This is a genomic window from Haloferax sp. Atlit-12N, from assembly GCF_003383095.1.
Lineage (GTDB): Archaea > Halobacteriota > Halobacteria > Halobacteriales > Haloferacaceae > Haloferax.
Map to the genome: position 1 here is coordinate 15,045 of NZ_PSYW01000002.1, position 18,914 is coordinate 33,958.

General features: G+C 67.9%; 21 protein-coding genes. 11 read left to right on the plus strand and 10 right to left on the minus strand.

Features of this window, described 5'->3' with window-relative positions:
• Positions 1-77: 77 nt before the first annotated feature.
• Both C5B90_RS08275 and C5B90_RS20545 read left to right on the plus strand, forming a co-directional pair.
• Positions 78-656 carry an MBL fold metallo-hydrolase gene (locus C5B90_RS08275; RefSeq protein ID WP_115880661.1) on the plus strand — a complete coding sequence of 193 codons (579 nt, stop codon included), beginning with the start codon at positions 78-80 and terminating at the stop codon, positions 654-656.
• Complete coding sequence (locus tag C5B90_RS20545) at positions 653-826, plus strand: hypothetical protein (protein ID WP_158547220.1); 174 nt, start codon at positions 653-655, stop codon at positions 824-826. The genes C5B90_RS08275 and C5B90_RS20545 overlap by 4 nt, the downstream gene beginning before the upstream one ends.
• On the opposite strand, the gene C5B90_RS08285 is transcribed toward C5B90_RS20545, so the two are convergent.
• Together C5B90_RS08285 and C5B90_RS08290 are read right to left on the minus strand one after the other, a co-directional pair.
• Positions 795-1,553 carry an SDR family oxidoreductase gene (locus C5B90_RS08285; protein ID WP_115880663.1) on the minus strand — a complete coding sequence of 253 codons (759 nt, stop codon included), beginning with the start codon at positions 1,551-1,553 and terminating at the stop codon, positions 795-797. The two genes, C5B90_RS20545 and C5B90_RS08285, sit on opposite strands and share 32 nt — an antisense overlap.
• A 104-nt stretch (positions 1,554-1,657) precedes the next feature.
• Positions 1,658-1,948 (minus strand): DUF5827 family protein, encoded by a 291-nt coding sequence (locus tag C5B90_RS08290; protein WP_115880665.1) that lies wholly within the window; start codon positions 1,946-1,948, stop codon positions 1,658-1,660.
• A gap of 149 nt (positions 1,949-2,097) precedes the next feature.
• Between C5B90_RS08290 and C5B90_RS08295 the strand changes: the two genes are divergently transcribed.
• Complete coding sequence (locus C5B90_RS08295) at positions 2,098-2,523, plus strand: hypothetical protein (protein WP_115880667.1); 426 nt, start codon at positions 2,098-2,100, stop codon at positions 2,521-2,523.
• Between the two features lie 114 nt (positions 2,524-2,637).
• Here the strand turns inward: C5B90_RS08295 and sod are convergent, their stop codons facing one another.
• The 3 genes from sod to C5B90_RS08310 all read right to left on the minus strand — a co-directional run bounded on the left by sod (position 2,638) and on the right by C5B90_RS08310 (position 5,531).
• A complete protein-coding gene (gene sod, locus C5B90_RS08300) occupies positions 2,638-3,237 on the minus strand; it encodes a superoxide dismutase (protein ID WP_115880669.1) in 600 nt (199 codons plus the stop codon).
• 137 nt (positions 3,238-3,374) lie between these two features.
• Positions 3,375-3,980, minus strand: a complete 606-nt coding sequence (locus C5B90_RS08305) for a DJ-1/PfpI family protein (protein WP_115880671.1) — start codon at positions 3,978-3,980, stop codon at positions 3,375-3,377.
• 102 nt (positions 3,981-4,082) lie between these two features.
• Complete coding sequence (locus tag C5B90_RS08310; protein WP_115880673.1) at positions 4,083-5,531, minus strand: deoxyribodipyrimidine photo-lyase; 1,449 nt, start codon at positions 5,529-5,531, stop codon at positions 4,083-4,085.
• A gap of 389 nt (positions 5,532-5,920) precedes the next feature.
• Between C5B90_RS08310 and C5B90_RS08315 the strand changes: the two genes are divergently transcribed.
• Positions 5,921-6,688, plus strand: a complete 768-nt coding sequence (locus C5B90_RS08315; RefSeq protein WP_115880675.1) for a hypothetical protein — start codon at positions 5,921-5,923, stop codon at positions 6,686-6,688.
• A 74-nt stretch (positions 6,689-6,762) separates the two neighbouring features.
• On the opposite strand, the gene C5B90_RS08320 is transcribed toward C5B90_RS08315, so the two are convergent.
• Positions 6,763-7,446 (minus strand): 6-hydroxymethylpterin diphosphokinase MptE-like protein, encoded by a 684-nt coding sequence (locus C5B90_RS08320; protein WP_115880677.1) that lies wholly within the window; start codon positions 7,444-7,446, stop codon positions 6,763-6,765.
• A gap of 188 nt (positions 7,447-7,634) precedes the next feature.
• A complete protein-coding gene (gene folP, locus C5B90_RS08325; protein ID WP_115882448.1) occupies positions 7,635-8,774 on the minus strand; it encodes a dihydropteroate synthase in 1,140 nt (379 codons plus the stop codon).
• A 193-nt stretch (positions 8,775-8,967) separates the two neighbouring features.
• Between folP and C5B90_RS08330 the strand changes: the two genes are divergently transcribed.
• Genes C5B90_RS08330 through C5B90_RS08350 form a run of 5 tightly spaced genes read left to right on the plus strand, consistent with a single transcriptional unit; the run spans position 8,968 to position 14,079 of the window.
• Entirely contained in the window at positions 8,968-9,537 is a 570-nt protein-coding gene (locus C5B90_RS08330; RefSeq protein WP_115880679.1) for a response regulator, read from the plus strand.
• Positions 9,538-9,559: 22 nt separating this feature from the next.
• Positions 9,560-11,614, plus strand: coding sequence for an ATP-binding protein (locus C5B90_RS08335; RefSeq protein WP_115880681.1), 2,055 nt, complete (start codon positions 9,560-9,562; stop codon positions 11,612-11,614).
• 55 nt (positions 11,615-11,669) lie between these two features.
• Positions 11,670-12,671 carry a PstS family phosphate ABC transporter substrate-binding protein gene (locus C5B90_RS08340; protein ID WP_115882450.1) on the plus strand — a complete coding sequence of 334 codons (1,002 nt, stop codon included), beginning with the start codon at positions 11,670-11,672 and terminating at the stop codon, positions 12,669-12,671.
• Between the two features lie 44 nt (positions 12,672-12,715).
• Positions 12,716-13,303, plus strand: a complete 588-nt coding sequence (locus C5B90_RS08345; RefSeq protein ID WP_115880683.1) for a hypothetical protein — start codon at positions 12,716-12,718, stop codon at positions 13,301-13,303.
• Entirely contained in the window at positions 13,300-14,079 is a 780-nt protein-coding gene (locus C5B90_RS08350; RefSeq protein ID WP_115880685.1) for an RNA methyltransferase, read from the plus strand. The genes C5B90_RS08345 and C5B90_RS08350 overlap by 4 nt, the downstream gene beginning before the upstream one ends.
• Before the next feature lie 10 nt (positions 14,080-14,089).
• Here C5B90_RS08350 and C5B90_RS08355 read toward each other — a convergent pair whose 3' ends face one another.
• Entirely contained in the window at positions 14,090-14,551 is a 462-nt protein-coding gene (locus tag C5B90_RS08355) for a MaoC family dehydratase (RefSeq protein WP_115880687.1), read from the minus strand.
• A 173-nt stretch (positions 14,552-14,724) separates the two neighbouring features.
• Between C5B90_RS08355 and C5B90_RS08360 the strand changes: the two genes are divergently transcribed.
• Together C5B90_RS08360 and C5B90_RS08365 are read left to right on the plus strand one after the other, a co-directional pair.
• The gene (locus C5B90_RS08360) at positions 14,725-15,645 is read left to right on the plus strand and encodes a M48 family metallopeptidase (RefSeq protein WP_115882452.1); all 921 of its coding nucleotides are present in this window, start codon (positions 14,725-14,727) and stop codon (positions 15,643-15,645) included.
• 1 nt (position 15,646) lies between these two features.
• On the plus strand, positions 15,647-16,174 hold the full coding sequence (locus tag C5B90_RS08365) for a hypothetical protein (RefSeq protein WP_115880689.1): 528 nt from the start codon (positions 15,647-15,649) through the stop codon (positions 16,172-16,174).
• A gap of 54 nt (positions 16,175-16,228) precedes the next feature.
• Here the strand turns inward: C5B90_RS08365 and C5B90_RS08370 are convergent, their stop codons facing one another.
• Together C5B90_RS08370 and gatE are read right to left on the minus strand one after the other, a co-directional pair.
• A complete protein-coding gene (locus C5B90_RS08370) occupies positions 16,229-16,837 on the minus strand; it encodes a plastocyanin/azurin family copper-binding protein (RefSeq protein ID WP_115880690.1) in 609 nt (202 codons plus the stop codon).
• Between the two features lie 168 nt (positions 16,838-17,005).
• Complete coding sequence (gatE, locus tag C5B90_RS08375; RefSeq protein WP_115880692.1) at positions 17,006-18,880, minus strand: Glu-tRNA(Gln) amidotransferase subunit GatE; 1,875 nt, start codon at positions 18,878-18,880, stop codon at positions 17,006-17,008.
• Positions 18,881-18,914: the final 34 nt, after the last annotated feature.

An 18,914-nucleotide genomic window follows, 5' to 3' on the forward strand; every position in this document is an offset into this window, starting at 1 on the left:
TTGCGAGTTCTTTCGCTTTTCGGCTCGGCTCCGCAGCGCCCACAACACGGAATAGCCCGCTTTTCGTACCTGTGCCCATGATTCGCAACCTCGCGCAGGGAATCCGAGTCTTCACGAGCAACGTCTTTCTCGTCGACGGCGAGACCACCGCGCTCGTGGACGCCGGGGCGAACTTCGACGTGGTGCCGAAGGTCCGCGAGTTCACGGACTCGCTCGACGCGGTGTACCTCACGCACACCCACCCAGACCACATCGGAAACCTCGACGGCATCCGCGACGCGTTCGACGTGCAGACGTGGGGCTACGACACCGGCAACCTCGCCGTGGACAAGCGCATCGACGACGGCGAGCGCGTCCAAATCGGCGACGACGTGTTCGAGGCGGTCCACACGCCGGGTCACAAGGACGACCACCTGTGTTTCTTCTCCCGCGGGTCGGGCGTCTGCTTCGCGGGCGACCTCGTCTTCGCCAACGGCGGATTCGGTCGGACCGACCTCCCCGAAGGAGACCGCGGCGCGCTCGTCGAGAGCATCGACCGCCTGCGCGAGGTCGTCGGCGACGACCTGACCGAACTCCACACCGGTCACGGGCCGAGCGTCACGACTCGCCCGAGCGAGGACCTCGAACTCGCGGCGCGGGCGGCGCGGACGAGGTGAGCCGCGGCGTCAGACTCGCCGCTCGCCGAACCGGCCTCACCGACCTCACCGACCTCACCGACGGCATCGACCGCACCGACCGCACCGACCGCACCGACCGCATCGACCGCATCGACGCCTCGCCAACTCGTTCTCGTTCTATCGACTCGTGTAGCCGCCGTCGACGGTGAGCGCCTCGCCCGTCGTGAACGACGCGCCGTCGGAACAGAGCCAGACGACCGCGGAGGCGATTTCGTCCACGTCGCCGAGGCGGTTCATCGGGTGGAGCGACTCGATGCCCTGCCGCACTTCGGGGTCGTCGAGGCCGCCTTCGCCGAGCAGCGGCGTGTCGACGAAGCCCGGACACACCGCGTTGATGCGGACGCCCTGTTCGGCGTACTCGATGGCCGCGGTCTTCGTCAGTCCGAGGACGCCGTGCTTCGCGGCGACGTAGGCGCTCGCGTTCGCGAAGCCGACTTTTCCGAGAATCGACGCCATGTTGACGACGACGCCCCCGCCGTTTTCGAGCATCGCGGGAATCTCGTGTCGCATCGACCGCCAGACGCCGTTGAGGTTCACGTCGATGACCTGTTGCCACTCGTCGAACGAGAGGTCGGCGGCCGGTTTCTGCGCGCCGCCGACGCCCGCGTTGTTGCAGGCGAAGTCGAGTCGGCCGTACTCGGAGACCGCTGTCTCGACCATCGCGGCGACGGCGTCGCCGTCTGTCACGTCCGTCTCGACGAACGTCGCCGTCCCGCCGGCCTCCACGATGCGCGCGACGGTCTCCTCGCCGCCCTCCACGTTCACGTCGGAGACGACGACCCGCGCGCCCTCTGCGGCGAACGCCTCCGCCGTCGCGCGACCGATTCCCGAGCCAGCACCAGTTACGACTGCGACTTCGGTGTCGAATTGAGTCATAGTACGATAGAGAATACAACTACTTGACAGATAACCGTTCGTGCGACTCTCACGTCGGGAGAACGCGCGGATTGCGAACCGCGCGAAGGAGGGCGTGACCGTGGTTACTCTTCGACTTCTTCGGGGACGGCGTCGGGATGGAGGCCGAAGTAGCCCGGTTCGTCGCTCCGGGGGTCGTTGATGACGAAGTCCTCCTGGTTGGCGACGATCCACGGAATCGTCCACTGGATGATGCGGTCTTCGGTCTCCTCTGCGAGGTCGTCCTGCGGCGACAGTCCCTGCATCAGGCGGGCGATTTCGCCCACGGTGTACATGTAGTCGGGGTCGAGGATGTCGGCGGGTTCGTACAGGAGGTACCCGTAGAGAGTGTCGAACTCGTCTTTCGGCTTGGGCATACCGGAGGCTTCTCGGCCGACGGGCAAAACCCCGACGACCGCGGGCGGCGGCGACCGCGACCGCGACCCGCGACCGCTCTCCAAGCGCCTGTATGGGCCTCGACAGCCTGATAAGCAGGCTTATCTGGGGCGACACGAGACCCGAAACGATGAGCGACGCCGCCGCACGACTCGTCGAGACCTTCCGAGACTTCGGTGGGGACGACCTCCGAGACCTCTGGGTCTTCGACCACCACGGCTACGAGCACCTCTATCTCCGGGCGGACGTCTCGGACGCGCTCGAATGCCTCGACATCTCCCGATTCATCGACAACGAGCGATTCGGGTACGTCACGAGAGACACCTACGAGACGCTGTACTACGCCGACTACGGCTACACGGTCCGCGGATTCGATTCCTTCGAGCAGTTCCGGACCTTCGTCGGTGACCGCCCGACCGGCGTCCTCGCCAGCTTCGACCGCGGGACGGACGGCCGCGACTTCGCCGCGCTGAACGACCGGGTCCGCACGCTGAACGACGAGTTCACCGGGGCGGAACTGTTCAGCGACCCGACTGCTCGTGACCACCAGCCCTGAGCGCGGGCCGACCCCGCGAGAGACGGCTCTGACAATCCTCAGCACTCGCTTCAACGCGGAGAGCGCCGCCGCTGGCGACGTCGCGTCCGAAAGAAAAGTCGGGATGTACCAGGTTTACTCGAAGAGTTCGACGGCCTGGTCGTAGCGGGCGGCGGGTTCGTCCCAGTCGACGACCTCGAAGAACGCGGAGACGAAGTCACCGCGGGCCGGGCCGTAGTCGTGGTAGTACGAGTGCTCCCAGACGTCGAGCGCGAGGATGGGATGGCTACCCCAGAGTGCGCCCTGGTCGTGCTTGTCGACGACGACGTTCCGAAGCTGATTCGAGAACGAGTCGTAGACGAGAAGCGCCCAGCCGCCGGCCGCGCCGGCCGCCGCTTCGAATTCGCCCTTCCAGGCTTCGTAGGAACCGAAGTCCTCCGCAATGCGGTCTGCGAGCGCGCCCTCAGGCTCGTCGCCGCCTTCCGGCGACATGTTCTGCCAGAACAGGTCGTGCAGAATGTGTCCCGAGCCGTTGTGGGTGACGTTGCGGAGCGCGCCGGCGGACGAGCCGAACTCGCCTGCTTCGCGGTTCTCGGCGAGGGTCTCCTCGGCCGCATTCCAGCCGTTGACGTAGCCCTGGTGGTGGGTGTCGTGATGCCACGTCAGCACCTGCTCGGAGATGTGCGGTTCAAGGGCGTCGTACTCGTACGGAAGCGGGTCGAGTTCGTAGCTCATAATGTGTAACCTCCGTATCACGGGTCGGGCGGAATCCTGTTAAAACTTGAGGAGAGGTATGCTAGCACAAACCATAGTGTGCGGGTCGCTGTCGGTCGATTTCTCCGATTCGAGAAACTCCGGTTCGTGCGAGCGTGTCAGCCGTCGAACGGCTTCGTTCGTCGTTCGTACTCGATTTCGGTCGAGACGGCATCGGCGATGTCCGACCCGAACTCCCGTTCGACGACGTGTAACGAGAGGTCGAGTCCGGAGGTGACGCCGCCCGCGGTGAGCACGTCGCCGTCGTCGACGACGCGCGCTTCGACGACTTCGGCGGCCGTCTCGCGGAGGTCAGAGAGCGCGCCGCCATGGGTGACTGCGGGGCGACCGTCGAGAATGCCGGCGCGAGCGAGGAGCATGCCGCCGGTACAGACGCCGGCGATGGTCGCTCCGGCCTCGTGGAGCGCCGCGATGGCGTCTGGAATCTCGCCTTTCTCGGCCTCCGCCCACGCGCTCTGGTCGGCGCGGGAGTTCCAGCCGCCGCCGGGGACGACGAGGAGGTCCGGGCGGTCGGTCTCGGGGTCGAGGACGCCGTCGACTCCGACGCGCATCCCGTGGCTCGCGGTCACGAACTCGCGGTCGTCGAGCGCGACGAGTTCGGCCTCGCAGTCGGCCCCGGCTGCGCCGGCGTTCTGGAACACTTCGAACGGCGCGACGGCGTCGAGTTCGTCGAAGCCGTCGTAGAGGATAATAGCGACGTGCATGCCTCGGAGGTCGCTCCCCGAGCAGAAAGCCGTTCGTGCCGCGGCGACCGAGGGCGGAACGTGGACACGGCGGCTCTCGACCGCCGTCGGCGCGGCCGGCGCTCAGTCGTCGCCGCGGGCGGCCTCGAACATCGAAATCGCCCGCTCGCGGCGCTCGGAGTGGTCCACGATTGGGTCCGAGTAGTCGGGCGCGAGACGCTCGCGTTCGAGGTCGCTCAGTTCGTGCCACTCGTGGATGGTGTTGGCCGTCACGTCCGATAGCTCGGGGACGTACCGCTTGATGTACTCACCATCGGGGTCGTAGCGCTCGCCCTGAGTCATCGGGTTGAAGATGCGGAAGTACGGCTGGGCGTCGGTCCCGGTGGAAGCGGCCCACTGCCAGCCGCCGTTGTCGTTGGCGGTGTCGTGGTCCGCGAGGTGCTCGCGGAAGTGCGCGTAGCCGTGTCGCCAGTCGCACAGGAGGTCCTTCGTGAGGAACGACGCGACGATCATCCGGACGCGGTTGTGCATGTGCGCCTCCTCGCGAAGCTGTCGCATCCCGGCGTCGACGATGGGATAGCCGGTTTTGCCCTCTTTCCACGCCGTGAGTTCCTCGGCGTCGTCGCGCCACGCGATGTCCTCTTCGTACTCCTTGTAGTTCTCCGTGACGACGTTCGGGTGCTCCCGGAGGACGTGGGCGTAGAACTCCCGCCACGCCAACTGCGACTGGAACTCCTCGACCGACTCGTCTCTCTCGCCACCGACGCCCTCCCGGGCCGCCGCGGTCGCCGCGTACACCTCGCGGATGCCGATGGTCCCGAACTTGAGGTCAGTCGAGAGTCGGGACGTGGCGTCTCGCGTCGGGTAGTCGCGGTCGTCGGCGTAGCGGTAGATGGCGTCCGCGCAGAACGCCGACAGGCGCTCGCGGGCCGCCTCGGTCCCCGCCGACTGGACCGATGCCGACGGCTCCTCGAATCCGAGGTCCGAGATAGTCGGCAGGTCGCCGACGGCGACGTCGAATTCGGCGTCAGCGAAGCCCTCGGTCGCAGTTTCGAGGGTGGCGGCGTCGGCGAGGTCGTCGGCCTCCAGTTCCGGGTACGGGTCGGGCTTGTCGCGGTCGCGCCACTTCTTCCAGAAGTAGGTGTAGACGGAGTAGGTGTCGCCCGCGTTTGTCGTGATGCTCCCCGGCGGATGGAAGATGGCGTCGTGGACCGGTTCGCGGGCAACCCCGGCGTCGTCGAGGGCGAGTCGCACGTCGGCGTCGCGCTCGCGGGCGAGTCCGGAGTAGTCGATGCCCCACGTGGCCCGCTCGGCGTCGAGCGCCGCCGCCACCGCCGGCACGACGGTCCGTGGGTCGCCGCGGGCGACGAGCAGGTCGCTCCCGCGCTCTCGGTACGCGTCGCGGAGTTCGGCGAGCGCGTCGAGCAAGTACCTGACGCGGGGCGCGCCGGCGTGGTCGAGCACGTCCCGGTCGAAGACGAAAAGCGGGGCGACGGGGCCCGCCTCGGCGGCCGTCGCGAGGCCGCGGTTGTCCGCGACTCGCAGGTCTCGGCGGTGCCAGTGCAGTTGCATAGCCGCGCCTCAGGACGGCGGCTATGTCAATGTAGCGGCAGTCCGGCCTCGACTCGCACGTGAAACCGACCGACCCGTCCGTTCGAGCGAACTTAATCGCCCGGAGACGCTGGAAATGGCTCCCTACCACGCCCAACGGCGGTCATTCGACTGTTTTCGCACACCTGTTGGCATGGATATGGTACGATGGCCGACCCTCGGGTTGGCGCGACTGTCTCGGGTAATGTGATGTTATCGACCGAATTCCGGGACGGGAGCACGTTTACGTTCTTGCTATCTGGTGTACCCGGTTCATACCTATACCGCGTCGTACCCACGGTTCTGGTATGTCCGGGCATCGCTTCCTTCCTGACTCCGCGGTCCGACAGCCGCGTCTCCGTTCTCCACTCGTGTTTCCGCTCCTCCTCTTGACGTTCGTCTGCGGGACGCTCGGCTGGCTCGTCTGGGTTCCCTACGGCGTGTTCCTCGGCGTACTTCCGCCCTTGGTCGTCTTCGGCTTCGCGTTCGCCGAACTCTCGCCGACCTCGCCGTCGCCGCCGATGCTCCCGTCGGCGCGTCCCTCGCCGCCGCTCTCACTCGACGGCCGCGTCGACCTCGCCGCCGCGCTGCACGGCGCGGGCGTCTTCGCGACCGACGCGGACGACAACCTCTCGCTGTCGCCGCGGTTCGCCGAGGACTGGCGCGACCGCATGCTCGAAACCGAGGGCAGAAGCCGCGACCGCGAGGCCCTCGCGGGGCTCCTCGGTGTCGACCCGGACAGAATCGAGATGGGGTGGAACGAGCGGGGGCTGTTCGCGCGGCTCGACCGCGGAACCGTCGGCCAGTGGGACTCTCGCGCCGCGTTCGTCGCCGACCTCACGGCGGTCGCGACGTTCCGCCGGTACTACCCTGAGTGGTGGCGGCTCCCGACGGCGGACCGGAACCGCGTCCTCGGCGCCCTTCGGTTGTGTCTCCGAACGTGCCCGACCTGCGACGGTGCAGTCGCGGTCGAGAGCGAACGGGTTGCACGGCCCGACAGCGAGCGGACGAAGCGACGCGTCTCGGCGACCTGCCGCGGGTGCGACGCCTCGCTGTTCGACGGCGTGGTCGAGGAGTCGGCGGCCGAACAGTCCGGGTCCGACGAGGGTGCCGGTGTACACCCGCAGAACACGCGGTAAGCGAAGCGCGAGCGTGAGGAACGCCGCGCCGACAGGCGGGACCACACCGACGAGCGGGCGTGAGAACGGGACGTTCAGGGGAGCGAGTCGATGCCGTCGCGCCGGCCGTCGAGAACCGAAAAGCGCTCTCCGCGGCGTCGTTCGAGCCACCGGAGCAGACGCTCGGCCCACCGGAGTTTCCGTGCTTTCATCGCGTCCACGGCCGGGTCGTCGAAGTCCCACCCGGCGAAGACGAGCCGTTTCGCCCCGAGTTCGTCGGCGATGAAGGCCGCTCGGTCGCCGTCGGTGAAGCCGCCCCAGTTGACGACGGGGCTGACCGGGGCCGCCTGCGTCGTCCCGAGGACGTAGTCGGCGTCGAATCGCGGCACCCACTCGCGGACCGCGGGGAGGTTGTCGCCGTGGGCGTGGGCCGCGACGGGCACGCCGGATTCGGTCAGTTCGACCGCCGTCTCGGGGTTCTTGTCGAGGTCGGTCACCATCAAATCGAGGTCGAATCCGGCGGCTCGGACCGCGTCGGCGGCGGTGGAGGCGGCGACGACCACGTCCACATCGGGGTCGTCGAGTCGGTCGAGTTCGTCGTCGAGCGTCGGGGCCGCCCCGCAGACGGCGACAGTCGCGCCCGCCCAGTCCAGTCGGTCGCGGTCGAAGGGACTCACGAGGTCGGCGAGCGCGTCTCTGGCGCGCTCGTCGCCGGTTCGTTCGAAGCCGAAATCATCGAGAATCCGTTCGTAGACGGGTTCCCACGTGGTGAAATCCATGGTGTAGCTGTCGCTCAGAATGTAACTGTATGGGCCGGAATGGCACTCGTGTACCCCTACCCGCGTGCCCTTCCGGCGTCCACAGGACCGTTTTAGAGTCGGATGGTATAAGTTTTCTCTTAGTAGAACGGTCAACGTCTGCCGAACGTCAGACGAATAGACGTGTCTGGTACGAGATAGCGTACCGGTTAGTTCGTCGCCCGACCGACGGTCTCTAAAGCGGCTTCGAGGGCATCTGAGGCGTCCGTGACGAGGGTCGAAACCCGGGCGAGTGCGGCGGGACTCCCGACCAGAAGCGCACCGGTGTCACCGGCGGCGAGGACGGCTCCCGCATCGCCGGCCGCAGCGGCGAGGGACTCCCGGTCGTCGGGGCCGAGCCCCTCCAGTTCGAAGACGCGCGTGACGCTCTCGGCGGCGACCTCGCGGTTCGCGCCGACGCGGTCGAGGTGTCTGGCGGCCTCGTCGGGTGTCGTCACGTCGAGTTCCTCGACGGACACGTCACCGGGTTCGCGGACGCGACGGCGCTTGAACTCGTGGCCGATGAGGGCGGCGTCGCGGGTCTCTTTCACGTCGTGGGTCCGCACGATGTGCGCGCCGCGTTCGACTGCCATCGAAGTGGCGGCGAGGCTGACGGGCAGCGCTTCCTCAGTCGAGCGGCCGGCAACGTCGCGGAGGAAGTTCTTGCGGTTGATGGAGACCAAGATGGGGTAGCCGTAGCCGCGGAACTCCCGCAGGCGGTCGAACGTCTCGCGGTCGTGTTCGAGCGTCTTCGCCTCCGACCAGCCGCCGAAGGCGGGGTCGACGATGGTCTTGTCGGTGAAGCCGTTCAGTTCGAGGGCGTCGTAGATGTCGTCAACTTCCTCTATTGCGCCGGGGCGGGTGAGGTCCGGGGGGCTGGCCATCTTGGCGACGGCGGCGTCGAACTCCTCGCAGACGCGGGGCATCTCCGGGTCGGCGAAGCCGCAGATGTCGTTGACCATGTCGAAGCCGCCGTCGAGCGCCGCCTCCGCGACCTCGTGGTAGCGCGTCTCGATGGAGAAGACGGCGTCGCCGGAGACGCTGTCGAGGACCGAAAGCGCCGTGTCGAGCCGGTCGAGTTCGTCTTCGGCAGACAGCACGTCGAGGCGCTTGTTCGCCGATTCGAGGCCGACGTCGACGATGTCGGCCCCCTCGTCGATGAGTTCGCGGTCGACGTACTCGGCGGCCTCGCTCGGGTCGTTGAACACGCTCGGCTTGTACGGGGACTCCTTGGAGACGTTCAGCACACCCATGATTCGGGGCGGGTGGTCGTCGCCGATTTCGAGTCCTGCCGCATCGACGGTTCGCATACCCGCCGGTTGGACCACACGAACATATGCCGACCGGTCGCGGAAGACGCGTCGAGTCGGCGAGTACGAACCGAGAGACACGGGGACAGAGACCTATTGAGGGCTCATAGCAACCGCTTAATAGCGCTCTCTGGACGCTACACCCAACCGGGTGCCAACCGGGCGCACCCACCCACCCACCCACCCACCGATTATGACTGGCGACGGACTCCCGACGATACTCGCCGTTGACGACGAACCGTCCCTGACGACGCTGTACGAGGCGTGGCTCGCCGACGACTACCACGTCAGAACGGCGTCGAGCGCGGAGGAAGCGTTGGAACTCGTCGCCGACGAGCCGTTCGACGCCGCGATGCTCGATAGGCACATGCCCGGCGGCACCGGCGACGAGGTGCTGTCCGAACTCCGGGCGCGCGACCACGACTTCCCGGTCGTGATGGTGACCGGCGTCGAGCCCGACACCGACATCGTCGAGATGCCGTTCGACGACTACCTCGTCAAGCCGGTCGGCAAACGGGACGTCAGGCGCGCCGTCCGCTCGCTCGTGGTCCGCGGGTCGTACAACGACCAGCTCCGAGCGTACTTCGCGCTCGCCCGCAAGCGGGCCGTGTTGGAGGCCTCCTGCGACCGCGAGACGCTCGAAAACTCGGCGTCGTACCGCGAACTCACCGCTGCGGTCGACGACGCGGAGGCCCGCGCCGACGCGGCCCGCGCGGAGCTGCTCGAAGACGGGTTCGAGGGGGTGACCCCCGACCTCGGATGACAGACCGGAGGTTCGGCCGGCCGTGACGCGACGACTCCTTCCGCGGCTCGTCAGGAAGCGGTACGCGGTGAAGTTCGCGCTCGCGCTCGGACTCGTCACGCTCGCCATCGCTGCCGTCGGCGGCTACTCGTACCTCCACGCCAACGAGGTCATCGGCGAGGAGACGCGCGACGGCCTCGTGACGAACGCCGAGATTCAAGCCCAGAACCTCGACGAGTGGCTCACGCGGATGGAGGTGCAGATGCGGTCGATATCGGAGTCCGCGGCGTTCCAGTCCGGCGACGACCGCGACATCAACCTCTATCTGTGGTCGGTGGTCGAACGCGACCGCGACATCGGCGCCGCGTACTACATCGACACGAGAAACGAGACGGTCCTCACGAGCACGGGGAGCGCCAGCGTCGCCTCGGCCGAGTCGGTGACGACGTACTACGGCCGACAGGAGTTCACCGCGCTCGCCCAGCAGTCCCACGGCGACGTGGTCGTCTCGGACCCGTTCCGCCCCTCCGAGGGGGCCGCGCCCGTCGTCCTCTTCGCGACGACGATTCCTGACCGGCCGAACCGGGCCGTCATCGCCGTGGCGAACCTCCGAGACATCTCAGAGACGCATCTCCACGACATCGACGCCGGCCGGTTCGTCGTCGTCGACGCGGCGGGGACAGTCGTCCTCGCGGAGGACGAGTCGCGGCTGTTGGAGACCGACGCGCTCGAAACGACCCGGTACGACGCGTCGTCCGGGTTCGTCTCCGGCCAGTCACTCGGCGACTCGAAGACCGAGGTCGGGTTCGCCCGGATGGAGGCCCACGACTGGGTCGTCACCTCACGCGTCCCCACGGGCGAGGCGTACGCCCTCCGGACGGACATCCTCACACAGATACTCGCGACCCTGTTCGTCGTCGGCGCGGGGGCGGCGCTGCTGGCGGCCACCATCGGACGGGACACCGTCGACGCGGTCCAGACCCTCGGGTCGAACGCGCGGGAACTCACCGACGGCAACCTCGACGTGTCCATCGACCGCGACCGCGAGGACGAGTTCGGTGACCTCTACGAGGCGTTCGACGTGATGCGAGTCTCGCTTCGCGACCAGATTCTCGAAGCCGAGCGCGCCCGCGAACAGGCCGAGGCGGCGAGACAGGAGGCGTGGGCCGAAAAGGAGGCCTCCGAGCGCCGCCGCCGCCACCTCGAACGGACCGCGGAGGCCTACGGCGAGGTGATGCGGGCCTGCGCCGACGGCGACCTCGCGGAGCGAATCGACCCCGACGAAGAGAGCGAGGCGATGGCCGAGGTCGCTCGGTCGTTCAACGAGATGATGGCCGACGTTCAAGAGCGAAACGAACAGCTCCGAACCGTCTCGAACGTGCTTTCGCACGACCTTCGAAACCCCCTCAACGTCGCGGTCGGCCGGGCGGAACTCCTCGCCGACGAGACCGAAAGCGACCACGTCGAACCGCTCGTCGAATCGCTCGACCGCATCGACGCTATCATCGACGACGCGCTCGTGTTGGCGCTCCAGCGGCGGGTCGAAGACACGCTCCCGGTCGCGCTGTCCGACGCGGCCCAGCGGGCGTGGGGGCACGTGAAGACGCGGGACGCCACGCTCGTCGTCGAGGAGAACGCCCGGTTCGCCGCCGACCCAGACCTCGCGGCCCACGTCTTCGAGAACCTCTTTCGGAACGCCGTGGAACACGGTTCCACGGGCAGTCGGATTTCATCCGACGACGCCGTCGAGCACGGCTCGACGGGCAACCAGACTGCGTCTGGTGACGCCGTGGAACACGGCGACTGCGACGGGGTGACCGTCACCGTCGGCGCGCTCGGGGACGCTCCCGGCTTCTACGTCGAAGACGACGGCCCCGGCATCCCGGAGGCCGACCGGGCGAGCGTGCTCGAACCGGGGTACACGACGAATCGCGCCGGCGGCGGGACCGGTTTCGGCCTCCCCATCGTCCTGCAGGTCGCCGACGCTCACGGCTGGGACCTCACGCTCTGCGAGTCGGTGACCGGCGGCGCGCGGTTCGAAATCAGCGATGTCGAGTGCGTCGGCGGCGGTGCCGACGACGCCGTCTCCCTCGTGTGACTATATATCCCACTTAGCAACCACCATGACCAGACCCGAGAAACAACCGACCGTGATGCCACCTTGTCGAGACGGGGACGGACCGAGCCGGCGCGGGTTCCTCGGCGCGCTCGGGGCGGCCGGGGCAGTCGGACTCGCGGGCTGTCTCGGGAGCGTCGGGTCGCGGCCGGGTTCGACCGCGACGGCGACCGAGACGACAGACGACGACGCGCTCTCGGGGCGTATCGCCATCGCCGGTAGTAGTACGGTCTACCCGCTGACGCTCTCGCTCGGCAAGTCGTTCTCGGACGCGCACCCAGACGTGACGGTCTCCGTCACCTCGACGGGGACCGGCGGGGGATTCGCCGACTTCTTCTGTCCGGGTCGAACCGTCGTGAACGACGCGAGCAGGGCCATCGAGACGGACGAGCGCGACGCCTGCGCGACCGTCGGTGTCGAGCCGGTGGAGTTCCGCATCGCCACCGACGCCATCTCCGTCGTCGTCAATCCCGACGCCGACTGGGCCGATTGCCTCACGCTCTCCGAACTCGCCGAGATATGGCGCGTCGGTGGGGCCTCGTCGTGGAGCGACGTGCGACCCGAGTGGCCCGACGAGCCGATTCGCCTCGCCGGCCCGACCACGGCCTCGGGCACGTTCGACTACTTTTCGGACGCCGTCCTCCCGAGCGCGGTCCAGCGGACGGACCACCTCACGACCGAACAGGACACGGTCATCGCCAAGACCGTCGGCGACTCGCCGTACGCGATGGGCTACTTCGGCCTCGCGTACTACCTCCAGAACCGCGACGCCGTCCGGGCGGTCCCGATTTCCGAGGCCGACGGGTGCGTCCTCCCGTCGCCCGCGAACGCGAAGAACGGGGCCTACGACACGCTCTCACGGCCCTTGTACATCTACGTCGCCCGCGAGGCGCTGTCGCGGCCGGAGGTCGCCGCGTTCGTCCGGTACTACCTCGAACGGTCCACGTCGGAGCCGGCGGTCGTCGGTTACGTGCCCGTTACAGAGGAGACGGCGGCGGCCAACCTCGACCGGCTGGACACGCTCCTCGCGGACGGCTGACCGGCATCACGCCATTTTTATCCGCCGCTCGGCTACCTCGGACCATGGCGAAGGTCAGCGTCGGACTCCGCGGATGGCGGTTCGAAGAGTCCGAGATATTCACCGACGAGGGCGAGTTCAAACCGCTCGACGAGATTCCTGAGGACCCGCGGGAGCGACTCATGCGCCTCGTCTCGCTCGTCGAGGAACCGTGCGACGCCTGCTATCTGGTCCACGGCGACGAGGAGATTCAGAACTGCCGACAGGCGTCCATCGTCTACGGCGAGCCCCGTGAGGAAGTGCTCCTCTGCGAGCAGCACGAACCGGACTTCCTCTACTGGTTCCGCGAGGAGGACGGCCGCGACCTCGTCGGCGACGCGGTGTTCGCCGACGCCTTCCACGAGTGGTTCGCCGCCGACGGCCGCGCCCCCGACGGCTACGGCGGACTGGAGTACGTCGACACCGACCCCGACGAACTGCCGTCGCCGCCGGACGCGAACGAGATTCAGCGCCGGCTGGAGGAGAACTTCGTCGAGGGCGAGCGCATCAACCTCCGCGACTACGGCCCCGGCGCGGACGACGAGGACGTGACGCCCCTGACCGAAGACGACCTCGACGGCGTCGACCTCGACACGGACTACCCGACGAAATGAGCGACGACCCAGACGCCGGTGCCGCCGGGGACCGCGAGTTCGTCGTCGTCGTCGTCGAACCCGAGACGCCCGGCAACGTCGGGACCATCGCGCGGGCGATGAAGAACTTCGGCATCTACGACCTCCGCCTCGTCGACCCGCCGGAGCTGGACCCTGACGGCGAGGCCTACGGCTTCGCCGGCCACGCCCGCGAGGACGTGCTCCCGAACGCCACCGAGACGACCCTGGAGGAGGTCGTCGAGGAGTTCCACACCATCGGGACGACCGCGGTCTCCCACGAGGACTCCACCCGGCACATCCGCTACCCGTTCAAGACGCCGGTCGAAATCGCCGACTCGCTGGAGTCGGTGGAGACGAAGACCGCGCTCGTCTTCGGCCGCGAGGGAACCGGCCTCGACAACGAGGAGTTGGCCATGCTCGACGAGGTCTGTTGTATCCCCGCCGACGACCGCTATCCCGTGCTCAACCTCGGGCAGGCGGCGACGCTTCTCATGTACGAGCTTCGCCGGTTTACCGTCGAGGAGACACAACTCCCGGACGTGGAGCGCGAGCGCGCCTCCGAAGACGAAATCGAGGTCGTCTACCGATTTTTCGACGAGTTGCTCGACGCCGTGGACTACCGCGAACACAAGCGGACCAAGACCTCGCGGATGATGCGCCGACTGCTCGGCCGCGCCCACCCGACCGAGCGCGAGGCCGCGACGCTGACGGGCGTGTTCCGCCGCGCCGCCGAGGCAGTCCGCGACCCGGACCGCTTCCGCGACGACGAGAACTGACGCGTCGGCGCTACTCCGCAGCGCCGTCTCGCCGGGCGAACATCACGTAGCTCACGAACGAACAGACCTTCTCCACCTCGCCCGACTCGCGCTCGGCGCGGGTCGTCGTCCGAATCTCCACGAGGCCGCGACTGTCGGTCTCGGCGGTCGTCTCCAACACCTCGTTTTCCACGACGAGCGTGTCGCCCGGGTACACCGGCTTCCACCAGCGAAGTTCGTCGACGCCCTTCGCGCCGAGGGACGCCGAGTCGGCGAGGAAGCCGTCCACGAGCAGGCGCATCGTCATCGACGTGGTGTGCCAGCCGCTGGCGATGACGCCACCGTACATCGACTCGGACTCGGCGCGCTCCGGGTCGGTGTGGAACCACTGCGGGTCGTACTGCTCGGCGAACGCCAGAATCTCCGATTCGGTCACGTCGTACTCGCCGAACTCGTGGGTGTCGCCGACCGCGAAATCCTCGAAGAACTGCATGACTCCCCTTCGGCCGGCCCCGTGGAGAAAGTAGCGGTGCCGGCGGTCCGGGCGGCGCGCTCGTCCGGCAGCGCTCGACGAGTTCGTTCCCCCAACGCGCCAGACAGCTTTTGCGACCCGACGCCCTACCTTCACGCGAGATGGCATCGTCCCCGCGCCGCTCTCGCCTCCCGATGGTCGCCGTCGGCGTCGTCGTCCTCGCGTTCTACCTCTCGCTCAGCGCGCTCAGCGCGTTCGCGGTGGTGACGCTCTGGCGGCTCCGCCCTGACCCCCTGACCGCCGCCGTCGTCGGCGTCGCAGTCGCCGTCGTCCTCGGCTACCTGAGCTTCCGCTTCGGAACGGTGCGACTGCTCAGCCAGCTCGACGCGCGGGACATGTCGCCCGCGGAGTCGCCGTCGGTCCACCGCCTGCGCGACCGCCTCGCCGAGCGGATGGACCTCGACCCGCCGACGCTGAAGCTCGCGCGTTTCTCCGCGCCGAACGCGATGGCGCTCGACCCGATGGGCCGCGACGTGGTCGTCTTCGACGCCACGCTGTTCCGCCTCCTCGACGCCGACGAGTTCGAGGCGCTCCTCGCGCACGAACTCGCGCACCTCGAACGGAAGGACGGGCTGGTCCAGTCGCTCGTGGCGAGCGTCCTCCAGACGGTCGTCGGCGTCGGCTACCTGTTCGTCTCGCCCGTGACGTTCCTGACGACGGGCGTCGCCCTCGGTTCGGCGTGGATGCGCGGCCGGCCGGGGTCGTGGCACGAGACGCTCGCCGGGCGGATTCGCCTCCGACTGGACGAGTTCGTCGGCCTGTTCGGCTTCGGCCTCACCGTGTTCGTCCGGTCGCAGTCGCGAAAGCGGGAGTTCGCGGCCGACGCGCGGGCCGCCGAGGTGACGGGCAAGCCGATGGCGCTCGCATCGGCCCTGCGGAAGTTAGAGCGGGCCGCCCGGCCGAGGTTCGGTCTCTCGCCGCTGTGGGTGTACGGCGAAGTCGAGGTCGAAGACCCGGTGTCTGACCTGCTTTCGACCCACCCCTCGACCGACGAGCGCGTCGAGCGACTGGCCGCCATGGCCGACGAGTCGATGACGCGAATCGAGGTGCGGTGAGATGCCCGGCTCGCCCGACCCGGTGCTCGGTAACTGGCTTCTCACCCACGTCGTCGCCGTCGCCGCCGCGCTCGGCACCGTCGGCGTCGTCTACGCGACGCGCGCTCGGAGCGCCCGAAGCTTCCTGACGCCCGCACTCCTCGGCGGCGGCTACGCCCTCGCCACGCTCGCCGTCTGGACCGCGGCGCGACTCGCCACCGACGCGTTCCCCTCGGGCTTCGTCGAGGACCCAGTGACCGCGGCTGGCTTCCTCGGGTTCTCGTTCCTCGTGCTCGCCGGGTTCGTCGTCGTTTCGGCCCTGCTGTTCGCTCGCCGCGGGCTGGTCGCGCCGCTCGTTGGCCTGTTCGGAATCACGGAACTCGTCTGGTGGGCGTTCCTCCACGTCCGCGGCGAGACGGACGCGCTCGGGATGTTCCTCTTCGTCGGGCCGGCGCTGTTGGTTCTTCTCCTCGTCGCGGCCGGCGTCGAGTACGCGGGTCGGTGGGGGTGGCGGCGGTTCGTCCGCGATAGCGGGCGCTCGGCGACGTGAGGTGCCCCGGGAGACGCCGGGGTCGGACTCGAAAAGAAGGGAACCGCGATTCGATTAGTCGTCGACGACGAGAACCGCCCCGCGCATTCCGAAGATGTTGTCCTCTTCGGGGCTGTCCGGGAAGGGGTTGCCGTGCGGGTGGCAGTAGTAGAGGTAGGTTCCCGGTTCGTCGAACGTGTATTCGTAAGACCCCGTTCCCATGAACGGACTGTGGAAGAGGTGGTCGCCGTTCACCATGTCGACCGACGCCACGTCGTGCGGCCACGGGTTGTCCGGGTCGACGAGGGTGAACGGGTTCTCGGTCCACACCCACTTGACGGTCGTCCCGGTCGAGACCTTGACCGCGTGTGGCGCGTATTTGAACGGTCCCTCGACCTCCACGTCCGGCGGGACCAGCCCCGCCGGCAGGTCGAGCGGTGTCATCACGCCGACTTTCACTTCGACTGTCTCCATCCCTCGCTTGTTCGCGATGCCGGTGCTCCAGATGGGCATCGACTTGAACTGCGCCTTCTCGTTCAGGAACGCCCCGATACCGTTCCCGTTTCCGTACCGGCCTTTCTCGGCGGCGGCGAACTCAGTCCGCCCATCGCCAGCAGCCCTCCGGTTAGCCGCAGCACTGTTCGTCGCCCCACCGACGGTGTGGTCATCTTTGATTGCACCCACTCAGTATATATTTGAAATCCACTATAGTTATGCACTCATTGTCAGATTATCCTGGCAAATATTGGGCGTGGATGTTCGATTCGTTCGGAAACGGGAGAAGTAATAGATTTTCGAGAGCTAGCCGACCGCCGGTGGGTGGCCGGGCCGCATCGAGACGAGAGGACCGACTCAGGCCCGCTTTTGAATCTCCTCGCGGAGCACGTCGCTGACGACGCCGCCGTCGGCCTTGCCGCGGAGCGCGCCCATCGCCTCGCCCATGAGCGCCGAGAACGCGCCCATGCCCTGCTGTTCGACCTGGTCGGCGTTGCGCTCGACGACCTCGGCGATGGCCTCGCGGACCTCGCCTTCGGAGACGCCGGAGAGGCCGGCCTCCTCGACGGCCTCCTCGGCCGTGAGGCTCGGGTTCTCGGCGATGGTGGCGAGCACGTCGTTGACGCCCTCCTTGGCGAGGTCGCCGTCCTCGACGAGATGCATGACCGCGAGCAGGTGGTCGTCGGTGAGTTCGGAGACGGCCACGTCGTCGCGGCGGAGTTCGGTCAGCGTCGATTCGAGCAGGCCCGCCGCGAACGTCGCGTCGATGCCGGCGTCCACCGCTTCTTCGAACAGCGGCATCTTCCGGCCGTAGGCGACTTGTTCTGCGAGACCGGCGTCAAGGCCGAACTCGGCTTGGTAGCGGTCGACCTTCTCGGTCAGGAGTTCGGGCGTCTCCACGTCGCTCGGGTCGAGGTCAACGGTGAGCACGTCCGTCTCGGGGTACATCCGGGCCGCGCCGGGGAGCGGTCGGAGGTAGCGCGTCGTGCCGTCGTCGTTAGCACCGCGGGTCTCCTCGGGGACCTCCTCGATGGCGACTTCGGCGCGCTCGGCGACCGCGTCGATGGCGAGGTCGGCCGTCTCGGGGTCGTCGGCGACGATGGCGACCGCGTCCTCGGGACCGGCGTCGACCGCCTCGCGGAGCGCCTCGACCTCGGCCTCGGTGACGCCGTAGGCCGGGAGTTCGTCGGTGTGGAAGATGCCACCCGCGCCGTGGCGCTTGGCGTGGTCGGAGAGTTCGGTACCGAGGCGGCGGTCGGGCTGGAGTTCGCGGCCGACGAGGCCGTCGAAGCCGTACAGGGGGACGGCCGTGACCTTCCCGCCGGCGTCCAGCGCGCCGCGGATGACGCCGGAGTCCGAGTCCTCGAACACGCCGGTCACGTCGGCCACGTCGCCAACGGACGCGTCGCGCGACTGGAGTTCGTCGCGAATCTCGACGAGTTCGGCCTGTCGACCGACCTCGAAGCGGACGATTTCGTCGATTTGGTCGAGCGCCTGCACGCCCTTGATTTCGACGCGCGCGCCGTCGGCGATGGAGACGTTCACGTCCTGCCGGATGGTGCCGAGGCCGCGTTTGACCTTGCCCGTCGAGCGCAGGAGCATGCCGATGGTCTGGGCCGCCTCGCGGGCCTGCTCGGGTGAGGAGATGTCCGGCCCGGTGCCGATTTCGACGAGCGGGATACCGAGGCGGTCGATACTGTAGAGAACGCCGTCGTCGCGCTCTTCGACGCGCTGGGCGGACTCCTCTTCGAGCATGAGGTCCACGACGGAGACGGGGCCGTCGCTGGTCTGAATCTCGCCTTCCTGCGCGATGAGAGACGAGCGCTGGAAGCCCGAGGTGTTCGAGCCGTCGATGACGAGTTTGCGCATGACGTGCGCCTCGTCGACGACGTTCATGTCGAGCAGTTCGGCGATCTGCATGGCGACCGTCCGCGCCTCGTGGTCGAGTTCGTGCGGCGGCTCGTCGTCCTCTTCGACCAGACAGGTCGAGTCGTAGGCGAGGTACTCGAACTCGCGTTCGACGCGGCTCTCTTCGAGCGCGGCGTCGTCGAGTTCACCCAGTTCGCTCTTGGTCGGATGGAGGAAGCGCGTGAACGTGCGCGCCGCCTCGTCGGGCTCGCGGAGGTCGGTCGGGCACCCGCAGAACAGCTTCGTCTCGGTGTCGAGTTGCTGGTGAATCTCCAGCCCAGCCACGAGGCCGAGGTCCTCGTAGTCGTAGTCGTACTCGGTCATTGGTACTCCCTGCGTTCGGGGGGAGTAAAAAAGG